6 protein-coding genes are annotated in these 15642 nt (G+C 64.6%); all 6 read right to left on the reverse strand.

What is annotated here, in order from left to right:
- Window positions 1-58 precede the first annotated feature (58 nt).
- Complete coding sequence (locus tag FBZ89_RS22305) at window positions 59-3067, reverse strand: helicase (RefSeq protein WP_145752302.1); 3009 nt, start codon at window positions 3065-3067, stop codon at window positions 59-61.
- Window positions 3064-4869 carry a phospholipase D family protein gene (locus FBZ89_RS22310; RefSeq protein WP_145752304.1) on the reverse strand — a complete coding sequence of 602 codons (1806 nt, stop codon included), beginning with the start codon at window positions 4867-4869 and terminating at the stop codon, window positions 3064-3066. The genes FBZ89_RS22305 and FBZ89_RS22310 overlap by 4 nt, the downstream gene beginning before the upstream one ends.
- Window positions 4866-6059, reverse strand: a complete 1194-nt coding sequence (locus FBZ89_RS22315; RefSeq protein WP_211115313.1) for a DUF6361 family protein — start codon at window positions 6057-6059, stop codon at window positions 4866-4868. Before FBZ89_RS22315 ends, FBZ89_RS22310 begins: the two co-directional genes overlap by 4 nt.
- 88 nt (window positions 6060-6147) lie before the next feature.
- The gene (locus tag FBZ89_RS22320; RefSeq protein WP_145752308.1) at window positions 6148-9489 is read right to left on the reverse strand and encodes a DEAD/DEAH box helicase; all 3342 of its coding nucleotides are present in this window, start codon (window positions 9487-9489) and stop codon (window positions 6148-6150) included.
- A 14-nt stretch (window positions 9490-9503) separates the two neighbouring features.
- On the reverse strand, window positions 9504-12899 hold the full coding sequence (locus tag FBZ89_RS22325) for a UvrD-helicase domain-containing protein (RefSeq protein WP_246172458.1): 3396 nt from the start codon (window positions 12897-12899) through the stop codon (window positions 9504-9506).
- The gene (locus FBZ89_RS22330) at window positions 12896-15553 is read right to left on the reverse strand and encodes a PD-(D/E)XK nuclease family protein (protein WP_145752309.1); all 2658 of its coding nucleotides are present in this window, start codon (window positions 15551-15553) and stop codon (window positions 12896-12898) included. Before FBZ89_RS22330 ends, FBZ89_RS22325 begins: the two co-directional genes overlap by 4 nt.
- Between the last annotated feature and the right edge of the window lie 89 nt (window positions 15554-15642).

The following is a 15642-nucleotide window of genomic DNA, read 5'->3' on the forward strand; positions in this document are numbered from 1 at the left end:
GGGCGCTTCCCCCGCATGAGCAGGACGTGCGTGCCGGACGCGCCGGCCGGCACGCACGTTATTCATCGCGGTGCTTCTGTCGTGAGAATGCCGACAGATCGAGGGTCAATGCTTGCAGCGACCGCGTCGTTTCCACGTCGTGATGGGTCAGGAGATCGACAAGATCCTCCTGGTCCGGCTGCCCCAAAGCAAGGCGATAGAGCAGCCTCTGCGTCCTCAACTTTGCGAATCGATCAATATCGCGACTTTGGGGAAGCGCGAACAAATGTCGCTTCAGTTCCGCACCTTCCATCGCCCACCAGGGGCTGAGGCCGGTTTTGTCGTCCGCGAACGCCTTGTCGGCGTCGCGTGCGATGATGTCCCACGGCGACGATGCTTGGCCGCGTGCCTGCGCCAACGCTTGTTCGCCTAGTTTTCGGGCGAGCGGTTGCCGGACAGTCAGTCCGCCGAAGCGCTGGACGCGACCTTCTCGTTGCTCCAGGTCAACCGGGCTGGAACAAAGATCCCAGTGGCCCAGCCGGTCGCACCAGCTATGGAAGTCGAGACCTTCCTGTCCGACAGAGGTCGTTGCCAGGACATGGGGCCAGAACGGCGTATTGAACGCGCTGCGGATTTCCTCAGAGCGCGCCGGTGGCGGTTCATTGACATCATGATCCTGCCGATGCGTCTCTGTCTCAGTGCCCCCAAACGGCACCGCAGCGTGACAGCGGATACGGATCTTGTCCTTTTTCTTCGCGCCCTTGAACCCGAAAGTGCCGACGTTTGCTGCAAGCGCCGCCGACAGATCCTCGATCAGTCCATCAGGATTGACCTTGGATTTGCGCAGCCAGAAATGTTCGTCGAGGACGGCTTCCAGGCAGCCATCAACGCACGCATTCTGATATTTCTGCGTGGCGTCCTCACCGGGCAAGATCGACCAGAAAACGGGGCGATCCAGATAGGTGCGCAGCCTCGTCCAGCAGAAGCGCACAAGCCGCGCGAAATGCTGCTCCTGGTAATCGAAAAGCTCAGGAAGGTGGCGAGAGAGTGCTCGGCCCGTCACGACGCCAGGGGCGCCGAGAGCCATATCCACCAGAGCGTCCAGCTCCCATCGGCTTAGCCAGGTGATCGCCTCGGCCTCTTGGCGCTGCTTGAGCAAGGTTTGAAGTGTTGCATCCTTCGGGGCGACCCGACCCCAGTTCTTCTGGACCGCCGCGAACTCCCGAGCCAGCGGCGCTTTTTGCGCGCGCTCAATGGCCGCGAGGATCGCCCACGCCGGTTTGCGCCGTCGGTTGCTTCGCGCATTCGGAGCCTCCGGCGCGATGGACGGGGGTAGCGCCTGAATGATCTGCTGCCGCGCCCTGGCCCTGATCTGCTTGATCGCAGCCTTGCCCTTCACATCTAGGGGCTCGACAGCGCGGATCAGGAAAGGACTCGGGTGAAACAGGGCGAGCGTGGGGCCTTGGTTCGGCTTCGGGTTCAGGTGGCGTTTCTTCCACGCGGCAGCGTAGGGAAGATTGCTTTTCGCCACGCATTTGCGCTCGACCTCAAGGCTGACAAGGGCTGCCAGGCTTTGCGGTGTGGCCCTGAACCGGCTGAAGATCAGCATCTTGGGCGATTGCGTTACCTTCGCCCATGGGCCGGAAGGCGCCCACCAAGTCAGCGACGGCAACACCCACGGGAGGGCAAGGGCCTCCGTTGGCACAAGGCCGTTGAGGGCACGGAGCTTGGCGCTTCCCCAACCCTCTTTGGGTGGCTTGAAGCAATTGGTGACTCCGAGCCGAGGGACGCTGCGCGTGGCCGGAAAATCTATGTCGCGAGAAATCTGGTATCGGTCCCCCAACGCTTGCGCAGGGAGTGGCACTGACAGCCAGTAGGCGATCGCGCTGCCTGCGAGCTTGGGCGACACATGGTCGGTGAAATGGCGATAGACGTCGAGATCGTGGGGCTCGATCCTTACGGACGGCGGCGCAGGCTCTCCGGCATGGTCGGAAACCGGACGCTCGGTCCGCGACATGAGTGGTGTAAGAAGCGCTTCGAGATGGTGCTTGAGCGCTTGCGCCTCTTGGATCGCCGCCGTGCGGCTATCGGGCGGCAGGTGGCCGATCAAATGCAACAGATCGCCAAAACGACGAAATTGGGATTCGGCCTCGGCGCGTACAGCCGACCCGCCCAGAAATTCGATAATCTCGAAAAATTCGACATGGGGGGCAGCCCCAGAGCCGCTTTCCCAGCGCTCGGCATAGAAACGGTAGGGTGTGGCGGACAGGAGGAGGATCGGCGGCGGCGTCCCGCCATCTGTTCCTGCCAGCAGTTGACGCGCCTGGGGATTATCGGCGCCTGCATTGAGCAGTTCGCGATAGCATTGGAACTCGTCGAAAATTACGAGATCGGGCGGGGCGGAATCCAGAGCGGCTTGAGCGAGCGCCTTCCGCATCCGGCCCAAGCTCTGACCATGTTTGCTCGTATCGATCGCGTGCAGAATGTTTTCGCGGGCCGGCTTGCCAAATTCCGCGCGCAACGCTCGGCCATAGGCCGCCTTGAAGAGGGCGGAGACATTGTCGAATTTGCCCTGAGCCTCCTCGCACGCCCATCGCCAGCCGGACGTTGCGCCATATTCGACATAGCCTTCAGGAAAGGCGGCGGTCAGGCCGGGGTATAGTTCGTCCAACAGGAGCTTGATGAACGCGCGCTCGACTGCCTTTCCGCCGTAGAGGCGCTGCGAGCTGGAGAATGATGTGGTCGGCGTAAAGGCATAAAGCCGCAGCTTTCCCTTGCGCTTTTCCTCGAACGGAATGAGACCGACGCGGTCGATGACGGAGAGTGCGTCCTTGGCTTCGTCCTTCTCAAGGAAGCGCAGCAGTTCGACCTTGTTCTGGTCCGCGACTTTGAGCCCGCTCGTAATATAATAGACGGTAAACTTGCGTACTTTGCTCGCCAGCGCCGCAAGCGTGTCTCGGGCGACGACGGTTTTCCCGAGGCCGACTTCGTCCGCGACAAGGAACCGGCGCAGTGGGTTGCCTCCCGACAGGGCGACAGTTGCAGCCTTGACCGTCGCGGCCTGGAAGGGTTTCGATCTTGCGCTCATGAGGCAAGCCGGGTGCGCGCGATGGCCCAGATCTGAGCGAGTTCGTTCAAGTCAGTTCTCTCCGCTTCGCTCAGATTTTCGCCGTGGGCGAGAAGCGCATCCACATAGGGCGCAAAATGGCGATCGACCCGGCCGAAGGCTTTTCGGTCGCGTGCCCAAGCCGTGAGAATATCCTCCAGTGTGAGGCGGTCATAACCCAGGCTATGGGGGCGGTTGCCCCGCGATCCGACATCTTCATCCCATGCACCGCCACCGACCGGAAGCGTGTCGCCGCCGAGCATCGCACGCATCCAGTCATGAAACGCGCGAAGTCCCATGTGGCTGGCCAGCGCGGCTAGATCCCGCTGCTCTTCGAGAGGCGGATCGACGGTGACGCGCTGCATCCATCGTAAAGCGCCGTCTGGGCCGCTTATCCGGACCTGAATGAAGGCAGACTGGAGTGACAACGGGATCGATCCAAGACCGAGGCTGAAGGCATCGGTCGGCCAAGACAGCAGGTCGCCATTTGCAGATCCGGCGTGCAGCACATGGTCGGGGTAGGCGAGCGAAGGAACCGCCCGCGCGTCGAGAGAGAAGCATTCCCCGTCGCGGCGCAGAACCGGGTCCCAGGAGGCCATGAGCACCTTGCGCGACTCTTCCAGAGCATCGGCTGCACTTGTGCTGCGCAGGTCCGTGGCGGCGAGTTCCTCTATGGTGACAGGCGTCGCTTTACCGACCAGGAACGCCAGGCCGGAAGCGAACGCTTCGCCCGCCTCGAGTTCGACCATGATTTCCGAGTTGCCCCCCGACCACGCCCTTTCGGTCGCATTGGCGCTCCCGACCCTCAAGATGGTCTTCTCGCCCGAGTGGAAGCAGAAGATCTTCGCATGGAGCGCGAGGGGCGCCGGCTCCACATCATCTTCGGCCACAGGTTCGGTGCCGGGCAGAGCGAGCGCGGACTCGTCAGCAAGCACGTCCGGTGCCGCATAGGCCAGGATTTTCGAGAAACCCGTCAGCGAGGTTCTGGACCGGCTGGCTATTTCGGCAAGAGCCGGCATCGACGAAATCAGCGTCCTGGAACCAGCCGCCCCCCAGTTGCCCGCCTTTTTCAGAAAGTCGGGCGACAGGAACGGGCTGATGATAGTTATGCCATCGACCGCGCCGGATGGCGGCTCCGCTGGCAAGGGAACACCTTCATCCAGCCCATTGAGGAGGCCGCGTAGGCGAAAACCGTCTGGCGCATCCCACCAGATCGCCTCCAGTTGCTCCGAGATGTCATCGGCATCCTCGCGCGATGCGCAGCGTGCGAGAGTGCTCCCGAGAGCACCGACGCCAGGGAGCCGAACCCGCCCCTTCGCGCGCTTTTCGCTGCCGTCCAGCAAAACGCCAGCGTCGAGATCCTGAGATCGCGTGAGGTTCCGGCTGCCAATCCAGAGATTCCAGCGGGTTTCCCCTTTGGGGCAGTTATAGGCAACCAAAGCAATCTTCGGATGCCAGCTACGCTCGTGCTCATTATAGGGTTGCTCAACGATGAACTGATCGAGGATGCCCGCGATCCGAGGGAGAGCGACCGGGCGCGCGATCCGCCCGCGCTGGATGATGATCTTGACGCGATCGCGCAGCCTGTCGATCGCTTCGGCAAAATCGACGGCCGTTCCACTGCCCTTGTCATTGTTACGACCAATCAGGGCGAGCAACGCTGCGGCGACCGCAGACAGGTCGACCGAGTAGGTCGCGAACAACGCGAGCTTGACCGTCTCCAATCGCCCGGGCCGCAGTTCGTCGAGGTAGGGTTGGCCGTGCCAAGCTTGCCGATCGCTCATGCGGCAGCTTCCAGATCACGCAGGAGCCGTTTCACATTCCCCCAGCGATAATGGAGCGGCTCGGCGCGACCATGGCGCTCGCCTTGCCATTCCATGCGCCGATCGACGCCGAACTGGTTGCTGGCGAGACGCGCGCGATCATCCTTCCTGCTGACCTCCGCCCGCGCATACACGTCGAGCAGCGGCATCGGATCCTTGCTATTTGCCCGAACCCAGGCCGAAGTTTCTTGCAAAACGCCCTCAACCGCAGGCGGGAGGTGCCCGATTTCGGCGAGAAACAGGTCCATATCCAGCCGGGCGGCCAGCCCGCCCCATTGCTCGACTGCGTCTTTCAGCGCTGCGCGGTGCAAATTTGGCTGTGGTCGCTTGTCGCGTGTTTCCTTGAGTGTCTCGACCTGAGCCGCATAAATTGCCCTGCCAATCGCGGACAGCGCCGCCGCCTGGCCGGCCCGCTTCAGCATGGCGGCCTCCTTACCGGCAAGTGCGAGAATTTCGCTGTCCCAGCAGTGATCGGCCTCGCCGAGAGGCTTTCCGACCAGCTTCGACAAGAGCGATGGCTCGCCCGGATCAGTCGGCGAGCGAACGGCGCGCAGCTTGGTTGCGAGATAGATCTGCTCCGGCGGCAAAAGGTCGAGTGTGAGCTTTCCTCCGCCATCCCAGTCGCCGGGGGCATCGATCAACCCCGAGATTGGCCAGGCCACTGTCTCGAAGGGCTTCCCGTCATCGTCATGGAGGGCGCGTTTGCCGGAAGCTGCCAGGAGCTTCGCCATATCCGGGCGGCTCCACGGCCGGCCATCAGGGCGGGCGCCGATCAGTCCCCATTTAGCCAGAGCCGTCCAATAGACATAGGCTGGCGGCTGGCTGATCACGCGGGGGAAAACTTCGCCTCCGATCACGCCATCTTTCTCACCGCCCACCCCATCGATATATTTGAGGCGGCCGGTCAGCTCATGTTCGAGATCGGAGAAGGCTTGGCCAAAGTCCTTGGGGACAGGGCGCTTCGTCCGAAGGCTTTGGTAAAGCCAAGGGATGAGAAGCGCGTAGCGCAGCCGTGTGTGCAGAACCGACGTGCCGGGGAAGAAGTGATCGGCATAGCGCTGGTGGACGATGAGGAATCCGACCTCATCGCGCACCCCCGCTGCGCCGCCGAACATCATTTGTTCAGCCTGGCCCAGCGCCTTGCGCGACAAAAAGGTGAACCCAAAAGATGACACGAAGCCTGCCCCCACGGCGTGATAGAAACTTACATCTCAAGAATATTGCCGATGCCCTACGGCATCATTCACTACCAATAATTTTCAACCTCATGGCGCGGGTTTCGAGCAAATAGGTCTCGACTCCCGCAAGCAGGTGCAAGCCTTCCTCACCGATTGCTTGCCGGGATAGTCCAGGTTGCACGATGCGGACGTCGAACTCGAAGCGGTGATCTTGCCACCCGACCTTGAGTTTCTTGATCGCGGCGGCTGAGCCTTGTTCAATTCGAGAGCCGAGAGCACGGTCCCGGCGCATCTTTTCGCGCCTCAACATGTGTTGAAGCATGCGGCCTGGCCGGTCGCGCCACCGAGCAGACTTCTGAGCCTGGCCGCAAACCTCGTAGAGGTCGCTGAGCCGCGCGCCTGGTGTATCCGCGCCCGAATACTTGCAGTGATACAGGGTCACGGAAACGACGCTGTCGGTTATTCGCAGCGCCACGACATCAGCGATCTCGCCTTTGCCATCATCGTCGAAGATCACATCATAGGGATCGGGGTCCGCCAACAGCGTGTCGATGACGAGACGTTGGACTGAGTCTGGGCGCTTGCTCGTGCCTTGCGACTCGACGCGGATATTGGCCTTCGACCAATCCCAGGCTTCGATCTTGTCGGACGGGTATGGTTCGATCGTTTCGCCTTCGGGCAAGGTGTAGAGGTGGCTGTAGATGAGCAGCGAGCCATCGCCGAAGTCGATCTGTGGCGAATCCTCGCCGAAGGATTCCGAAAGCGTCTGCACCTTGCTGCCGATCTTGATCGTCGCCTTGGGGCCGGCGCGCTGGGGGTAGCGGGCATGCCCGTCGCTGAAGACGATCTCGAACTCGGCCGCATGCTCATCGCTCCGCACGGCGAAGCGCAGCGGTCCCGAACGAGCGTTATCGAGCAACTCGATATCGCATTCCGCGAAGGTTACGGGCTCATCGCCGAACGAGATCTCGATCCGCTCCTCGAACTGCGTGATCACAGATTCAGGCCAATGGATCGCCACGGGCGGAACAGCCGGGCGCTGGCTGATCTGGTGGGGGCGCATCGCGCTCTTGAAGACGCCGTCGGTCGTGATGCTGGGATCGTTCACCGTGCGGCCGACATCCTGGCACCAGTCCACCCAGTCGGTCAGGTCATGGACCTTGGCGCTGGACCAGAACTTGCCCTTCGCCGAGCAGCCGCGTGAGGCCGGCACGCCGTCGAGAAAGCCGGTGGCGAAGATGTTGTTCTTGATCCGCGACTGGGATTTTGCGCTGTCGAGGCCGTCGGCGACGTCCACGCCCATATACATTGAATAGCGGACGCCGCGCCCCTGATGGTGGGTGAGGCCGAGGTTGCGCAGGATGAGCCGCTTGAAACCGTGGAGGCTGCGGAACACCTCCTCGCCTTCCACGCGGCGCGTCGTATCGCCGCAAACCGCCTTTGCCAGGCGGTCGAACGGTCCCTTGGCGGAACTGCTGATATAGAGCAGGCCACTGGCCTGATCCCAGTGGAGCATGTGCAGATCCCAGGTGACGTTCACTGCCTGCTGCGCCGAGGTCCAGCGCGCCTGTTCCTCCGCCCGAGTCACGAAGATCGCGACCCGTTGATGCGGGTTCAGTTTCATGCCGAGATAGACGCCGGGATTGTAGAGTTCCTCCGCGCGGAACGGATCCCAGGCGTCACAGGACGTTCGGTAGAGGACCGCGTTCATTTTCGGCTCGAGGGTCTGGAGCGGAATGTCGCTTAGATCCCCCGAAAAGCCTTTGAACATCTCGGCGCGGCGAACCTGCCGTTCGATCTTTGCCGAACTGAGCGCCTCCACCAGCGCGTTCCAGTCGGCGTCCTCGGCATAGAGCTTGGCCAGCGCGCGATCGACATCGTCGATGCCGGTATTGGCGATCACCGTCGCATCACCCAGGGTCGGATCCTGGCGGGTGAAGCGGCCGACGAACTGGATCGTCACCGCCACGCTCTTGTGATGATCGTGCAACGCAGCGATCTTCAGCTCGGGCAGGTCGAAGCCCTCGCCGAGCATATCGACGCATACGATGATCCGGCTCTCAAAGCGGCGTAACGCTGCCAGATTTTCGCGCCGCTCCTTCAGCGATTGCTGGCTGTGGACGATGACAGGCCGGTAGTCCGGATAGGCCGCCGTATAGAGGCTATGCAAGTGTTTGGCGCGTTCGATGGTGCTGCAACGGGCCATCGCCAGATGGTTGAGGCCGGCGTCCAGGTCCGAGGCGAGCACTTCGCCGAGCTTGTCGATGATCGCCTGGTCGGCGTCGGCTTGATCCAGCCCAAATACGGCCTCGAAGCGGATCGGCTTGAAATAGCCCTCCTGCTGCGCCTTCTTCAGCGGGTAGGTGTAGATGAACTCCCCATCGACGCGGCCGCCATCCTCACGAAACGGAGTGGCGGTGAACTGGATCACCGGAATGGGCGGCTCGTGCTCGGCGAAGAGCCCGCGAAAGGACTTCCACGTCCGTGCCCCGATGTGATGCGCCTCGTCGATAAAAAGTGCGGAGGCACGGGCCGCCATCCGTTCCTGCACCGGCGCCTCGGCGCGGCCCGCGATCTGCATCGTGGTGACGACGACATTGGCGCTGTCGAAGATTTCATCGACTTCGGCTTCGCTCGCCGGAATGTGCGAGAGCCGCATAACCAACGGAAATGCTGCGGTCTCATCGAGACATTTCTGCTGCTTCAGGACGCCGAAGGTCTCGAACTTGCCCGCGATCTGCTCGCGCAGAGCATCGGTGGGGACCACCACCAGCAGGCGCTCGAACCGCCGGTTGGCATTGAGCGCCAGCATAGTCTCGGTCTTGCCCGTACCCGTCGGCATGACGATGGTGGCCGGGTCCGTCGATCGCGTCGCATGGGCAAGCGCGGCATGAAGCGCGCCGATCTGGGGCCGCCGCAAGCCAGGCTGCGCCGGCACACCATCGGCCGCAGCCCGTCCTTCGCGCAAATGAATGGCGTCGATCCAGGAGGCAGAAACCGCCTGGAGCCGCTCGACGCGCGCGGAACGATCCAGCGTGTCGATGCCGATCGGCAAAGCATTCATCCATCGGCCTGCACCCAGTTCGAGTGCTTCGACGATCTGTTCCGGCTCCGTTGCCCCGGGCACGAGCAGAATGAGATCGGCCTCCAGCGGCGTGGCCGTCTTTCCGCTGATGACCTTCAGAATTTCGCCGGAATCCAGGGTTGTCTCGTAACCATTGACGCGGCGGATAGCGAAGGGGCGAAGCCGGCAACGCACCCGGCGCGCAGGAACGGCCAACTGACGAACCGGGCTCCCCAGCACCTTGCCGTCGATGACAAGCCGAGCCGGCAAGAGCAGTTCGACCTCGGGATTGAAAAGGTCGTCCTGGTTGGGGCCGTTGGAGCGCGTGCGGGAGGCCATCGGGTCGCCTTCCGTCAGGCCGACACGGTCTGCGGCGAAGGCGAGACGGCAATCACCGTTCCCCTCGTCATCAGCACGATCAGTCCGCGCTCCGCGCCCGTCATGTTTAGATAGGCGCGCACCTGCGCATGATAGTGATCGAGCGTCTGAGCGTCGGGGTTCACGTCGCTTTTCCAGTCGACCACCACGACTGGCCGGCCATCTTCTCCAACTGTCAGCGCGTCGGCGATCCCGGCCGTCGCGGTTTCCATGCCATCGGTCGCCTGGGCGGCATAGACGGGAAATTCGGCGAGGAGACCGGGTCGCAAGGCCGCGATGTCAGGCAGGGCCAGAGTGCGAGCGACACAGGCCGCCAGTTCGCCGGCCGACAGCCCTGTGGCTGGATCGGAGACAGGCGACCGGCCAAGCGAGCGGATGAGATCGGCCGCCCGCTCAATCAGCGCCGCCTCGACTTCCGGGGTTTCCCCGGTCAGCACCTCTTCGATGAGCTTGTGGAGGATCAGCCCGCGCTCCCGGCCTCCCTGCACCGGGGCGACGACTTCCAGTTCGGGGGGCTGGTCGTCAGCCGAGCCGGTCCAGAGGGACGCCTCCTCTTCCCGGAGCACTGTACCGGCGGCGTTTTCATCGCGGCTGGGTGCAAGCCAAGTCAGCCGCGTCTGGGCAGCAGCGATGATTTCAGCTTCGGCGGCGAAGATCGCGCGTGTCTGGGCGTTGTCCACTCCCGTGCGCGCGGCCGTGAGGCTGGCGGGCAGATGCGAGACATCGAGGCCGGGAAGATCGGCGAGTGATAGATCGACGAGACCGATCCATGCCGATTTCGACGGCGTGGTGTCGAGACGGGGGAGGACGAGAAGCTCGCGGGCGCGGGTGGCCGCGACATACCAAAGCCGGATGCGTTCGCGGTCCAGCTCTTCCTTTTCCGCCTGGCGCGCCTCGTCATAGCCTTCGGGCGGGACGCCCAGGACCGGGCAATAGAAGGTCTCGGTCTGGCGATCGAGGACGGCGCTTTCGGGCGCCATCACGCCGGTCATGGTGTTGATCGGAATGACGATTGGCCATTCCAGCCCCTTGGCCGCGTGCATGGTGAAGAGCGCAACCGCTTCCTCCTGTGCATCGGGTCGTCCCTCGACGGCGCGGGCCTCGTCGGACCACGCCGTCGCCATGGCCTCGGCAAAGGCACGCAGACCGCGCACGGCGTAGCCGGTCGACAGGCTGAGATAGAGATCGACGTTGGCGAGCGCGCGCTCGGCCTGGCCGCGATGCCGTTCGAGGAGAAGCGGACGGACGCGCATCACGTCCACCGCCTGCGAAAGCAATTCGTGCGGGGTCGTACTGTTGCCGCGCCGGGAGAGCGATTGCAGCCGTTCGATGACCTCGCGCGCGAGCGGGTGTGCGATGGCGGCCGGGTCGGTGCCGAGATCTAGGCGTGGAATTCGGTCAGGCTGGTCTTCCGAGCGGGGAAGCCCCCAGATGATGTCGAGCAGCTCTTCCTCGGACAGGCCGACCAGAGGCCCGCGCAGCAACGCGCCGAGCGCGAGCGTGTCGCGGCGATCGGCCAGGACGCGGGTCAGCGCGATCAGGTCCTGGACTTCCTGGCGGCGGAACAAACCCTTACCGGCCTGGGTCGCCACGGGAATGCCGCGCCGCTCCAGAGCTTCCTCATAGCGCCACAGCTCCGCGCCGGTCGGCGCCAGTAAGGCGATGTCACCTGGCTGGCAGGGGCGCTCGGCGCCGCTGCGGCGGTCGATGATGGGCTGGCTTTCGATCAGCCGGGCGCAAAGCTCGGCGATGGCGTCGGCTTCGGCGTCGCGTTGCTGTTCGGCGCTGGCCTTACCGTTTTCGTCGGCCACCGCGATGTCGAGGGCGGCTACGCAAACGCCGCCCCGGTCATCGTGGAACGGGTCGAGCGCGGTGAAACCCGGCTGTCCATCGGCCGAAAGGACTGCCTCGAAGCGCTCGTTGACGAAGGTGAGGATCGAGGCGCAGGAGCGGAAATTGGTCGAGATCGATAGAAGGCTGTCGGCGTCCTGAGCGCGGAAGGCGTCGCGCGCCTGGACATAAGCTCCGACATCGGCGCCTCGAAAGCGATAGATCGCCTGCTTGGGGTCGCCCACCAGGAAGAGCGCACCTGGCCGGATTTGGAACCGCGTCCAATCGTCATCACCATCGACCGGCTCGCCGCACAGACGCCAGAAAATCTCGGTTTGCAGGGGATCTGTGTCCTGGAACTCGTCAACGAGGACATGGGCGAAACGCTCTCCCAGCGCCCGGCGCACGGCATCGTGATCGCGCAGCAAGGCGCGCGCGGCGAAAATCAGATCGTCGAAATCGAGCTGGGCGCTGGCGCGCTTGTGGTGGCGGTAGCGTTGCAGGATGGGATGCGCCTCGTCGATCAGCGCTGAGAGGGCATGGCCGGCGGCGGCCTGCACAAGCGCGGTCCAGGCATCGCAGCAGGCGGTGTAGTGGATCTCGGCCGCGTCGTTCAGTCGATCGCCGTCGGCCTTGGAAAGACCGGCCTGTTTGGCGGAGGCGGCCCATTTTCCCTTCTTGCGATAGGACGCGAAGGTGCCGGATTTGGTGCAAAGGTCCGGGTGGGGCCGCGAGGTCAGGAGCTGGACTAGGCCCGCGGGCGTCGCCGGGTCGGGAGCGGTCGCCAGGGCTGCGGCCATTCCGGCCAGCCGCTCGACGATCGCCACCGTTTCCGGCTCTGCCGCCGCCGTGCCATCCATGAAGCTGGCAAAATCCGCCGCAGCCTGCCGGAACGCTGTCAGGTGGCCGTCAAGCGGAGAGACGGCCGGGGCCGCCAGCGTGGGGCGGCGGCGCAGGTTCTCCGCGATCTTGTGGATCAGCGCCACCGTCTCGCCGGGGCTATGCAGCACCATCTCGGCCAAGATGCCGCCTTGTCCGCCAGACAGGCGCTCGCGCAACCAGCCATCGACAATCTCAAGGAAAGTGAGATCGGCCTGGTTGCGATCCATCACGCCGGCGCCGGGGTCGATGTCGGCCTCCGCCGGATAGGGCTTGATTAGGCGCTGGCAAAACCCGTGGATGGTCGAGCAGGTGATTTCGTCGATCGCAGCACTGGCGGCGGTGAGATTGCGGCGATGGGACTCCGACAGGCCATTGGGCAGCGCCACGCGCAGTTCGGTCGCGATGACGCCGGCCGAAAGGTCGGCGACGAACTCGCGGACACGCGAGAGCAATTCGCTTGCGGCGAGTTCGGTGAAGGTGACAGCGGCGATGGCGCGCGGGGAGACGCCTTCGGCGAGCATGGCGGCGATGCGCCCAGCCATGACGGCGGTCTTGCCTGAACCCGCGCCGGCCTCGACCAGGATGGAGCGATCATGAAGGCTGATCGCATGGCGACGCGCACCGTCGTCGTTCAGCACTTTGGACAGGTTGCTCATCATTCCGCCTCCCAGACCTGAGTGACTTCTCCGAGCCGCTCCGCGGCGGCCGGCATCTTGCGTTTGCAGTAGGTGGCGCTGGCGTTGGCCGGCAGGGCGAAGGCGAGGTCGTCGTAGTCGCCGCCGGTATCCGGTCCAGGCAGGGCCGCGCCGCTGGCGAGACTTGCTCGTGCCGCGCGCAGATAGCCGGTGATCTCCGTGAGCACGGCTTCGGGATCGTCGAGTTGGAGATCGACGGGATCGCGCGGATAGAGCAGCGAGGCGCTGATCGTGACGTCATCACCGAGCAGCGCCTTGACCGCGAACGCATAGAGGCAGCGCTGAAGCTCGCGTCCGCCGTTCAATCGGATGTCGCCGCGCGGCGGGCGTCCAGTCTTATAGTCGCGCACGAGAGCGCGTTTGCCATCGCCCGCGATGTCGAGCCGGTCGATGTAGCCGGCGATATTGAAGCCGGCATCGGGAATCGTGACCGGCGCGCTCGCATCCCAGGGCGTTTCCGCATCGGATTTCGGAGGCGAGCCGCCGAAGGGAACCTCGCCGTAGGAACGTGCGCCTGGCAGAAGGTCATCGCCATAGGACAGAGCGCGGCTGGCCAGCGCGCGGGCGTCGTCGAGGGTGCGACCCCAGATAACCGCTGGCGGAACCGGGCGCTCGCTCTCCCAGTCGGCGGCGACGGCTTGCGCGGCCCGCGCTACGGCGGCTTCGATGGCCTGTGCGTCGGCGGCGGCAAGGCTGCCTCCGGTTTCGAGGTCGCGCAGGGCTTGGTCGAGCACGAGGTGGACAAGGTCGCCGATCCCGAGCGCGTCGAGCACGAGCGGTTCGGCGCTGCTCTGGGGTTCGCGCCATCCGAACGCATAGACCCACACGAAGCTGAGAGGATTGCGCAGCAGGCGGCGCAGCGAACTCGCGGACTGGGTCCGACCGAGAATGGCGAGGAGGAGCGGGTGGTCCGCCCGCACCAGGCCATCGTGGGACGTGATCTCCACCTGCCGCCAGTCACGCCAGCAGCCTTGCGCGCTGACGGCTTGCGGATCGGCGACGAATTCCTCGGGTCGGGCCATCAGGCGGTCGGTCTCGCTGAAGGCGTGCGCTGGCGTCGCGTTGCGGCGCAGATAGGTCTCCTCACCATGTCCGGCGAGCAGAGGGCTGCGACCCAGGAGGCGCCCGTCGCTGTCGCGCCGTGCGCGCGAGAGGACGACGGTGCCGCCTGTTGTGGTGAGGATCGTCTCGAAATCGCGCCGGTCGGCGAGATTGACCGGCAGCGGATCAAGCACCTGTGTCGGGATGATATGGTCGGGGATCAGCCGGTCTTCGGCGATCCCGCGCGGCCAGCGGGACGAATTGAGGCCAAGCAGCCGGACGAAGCGGCGTGGCGACGCCGCCAGCGCACTGGCCGGCATCCAGCCGATGCAGACGCAGGCTTCCAGTCCGTCGTCCTGTTTCAGGGTCTCGAGCGTCGCATCGACCGAGGCGGCGGGGCCGGCGAGCAGCGCCTTGCGCCAGATCACGAGGGCTCGGCCCTTGAGGAAGGCTTCTCCGATCTCGCCAGCGGCCTCTGGTCCTTTCGCCAGCGTCTCGACCGCCAGGCGCAGAGCCGGGGTATGGTCGGTGCCATCGGGCCAGTCCTCTGTCGCCAACCGGCCAAGCAGGCGGTTCCAGGCGCTGGGCGTCGAGAGCGGTGCATCGCTTGGCAGGACACGCAGCCAGCCTTCGGGCAGCGATGCGAAAGGTCCGCTGTCCCGGCAGAGCGCCGCGAGCCGCCGCAACCGCGACTGCGACAGACCGCGGACCACGATGTCGGCCAGCGCCGCCGCAGCCTGACCATCGCGGGTGCTGACGGTGCGGACGCCGTGGACGAAGTGCAGGTCGATATTGGCGTCAGCGCGCAAAGCCAGGAAATGATCGTCATAGTCGGCTGGCGAGGCGGTCGCGATGGCGATCTCCGAGGGGGCAACGCCCGAAGCGAGCAGGCCTCGCGCCCAGCGCATCGCCTCAATGGCCTCGTGATAGGCCGTCGCCGCGCTGACGGCGTTGATCCCCGGCGCTTGCGACGGTGCGCGTGAGATCGTGACGCCCGTATCGTCCAGCCATGCGGGAACGCTCCTCGGGCCGGCCGTCCACTGCACGGGGATATGGGCGGTGAGCGCCTGAAGCAGCGGCCGCCAGCACGGCGAGAGTTCGGTGAGCCCGACGATCTCCATCGGACCAAGGACCGCTGGCGCATGGGTGAGGCGCTCAATCGCGGCGGCGGCGATGTCGAGTGGCCGCAGCATACCGGACGGAAGCTGGTCGAGGACGGCCGCCTCCAGTCGTGCGATGGCGGCGAGGCGTGGATGGTCATCGGCCGCATGTGCGGCAAGGTCGATGCCTGCGCGCCAGGCTTTGTGCAGCGTGTCAGCCGCTGCATCGATCATGCCGGGCAGCGTCTTGATGCTCTCCAGTTCGCCCATTGGCGTGTCCGACAGGGCCGTCTGGATGGCCGAGCGCAGACTCTCGTCATCGATCGGACGGACAAAACCGCCGGCCAGCCGAACGGCCGCCTGCTCGAAGGACATGATCTGGAGGCCGTGCCGGCCAGCGCGCCCCGCCGCGAGGCGGCTCTCCTGCATGGCGAGACGGCCGTGAACGACCAAGGTGGATCGATGCGCGATGGTCATGGCCGTCCTCCATCCGGGTTTTGCTCGGGGTTGTGCGCTGCGCCAGAGATCCGATCCGTCAAGCCGCGCCGCTGCACGCTTTGCACCGA

The sequence above is a fragment of the Nitrospirillum amazonense genome, assembly GCF_007828045.1.
Lineage (GTDB): Bacteria > Pseudomonadota > Alphaproteobacteria > Azospirillales > Azospirillaceae > Nitrospirillum > Nitrospirillum amazonense_C.

Coding starts and splice junctions, on each gene's coding strand:
- FBZ89_RS22320 (WP_145752308.1), bottom strand. CDS start 9,489: ATGGCCTCCCGCACGCGCTCCAACGGCCCCAACCAGGACGACCTTTTC.
- FBZ89_RS22330 (WP_145752309.1), bottom strand. CDS start 15,553: ATGACCATCGCGCATCGATCCACCTTGGTCGTTCACGGCCGTCTCGCC.
- FBZ89_RS22310 (WP_145752304.1), bottom strand. CDS start 4,869: ATGAGCGATCGGCAAGCTTGGCACGGCCAACCCTACCTCGACGAACTG.
- FBZ89_RS22305 (WP_145752302.1), bottom strand. CDS start 3,067: ATGAGCGCAAGATCGAAACCCTTCCAGGCCGCGACGGTCAAGGCTGCA.
- FBZ89_RS22325 (WP_246172458.1), bottom strand. CDS start 12,899: ATGATGAGCAACCTGTCCAAAGTGCTGAACGACGACGGTGCGCGTCGC.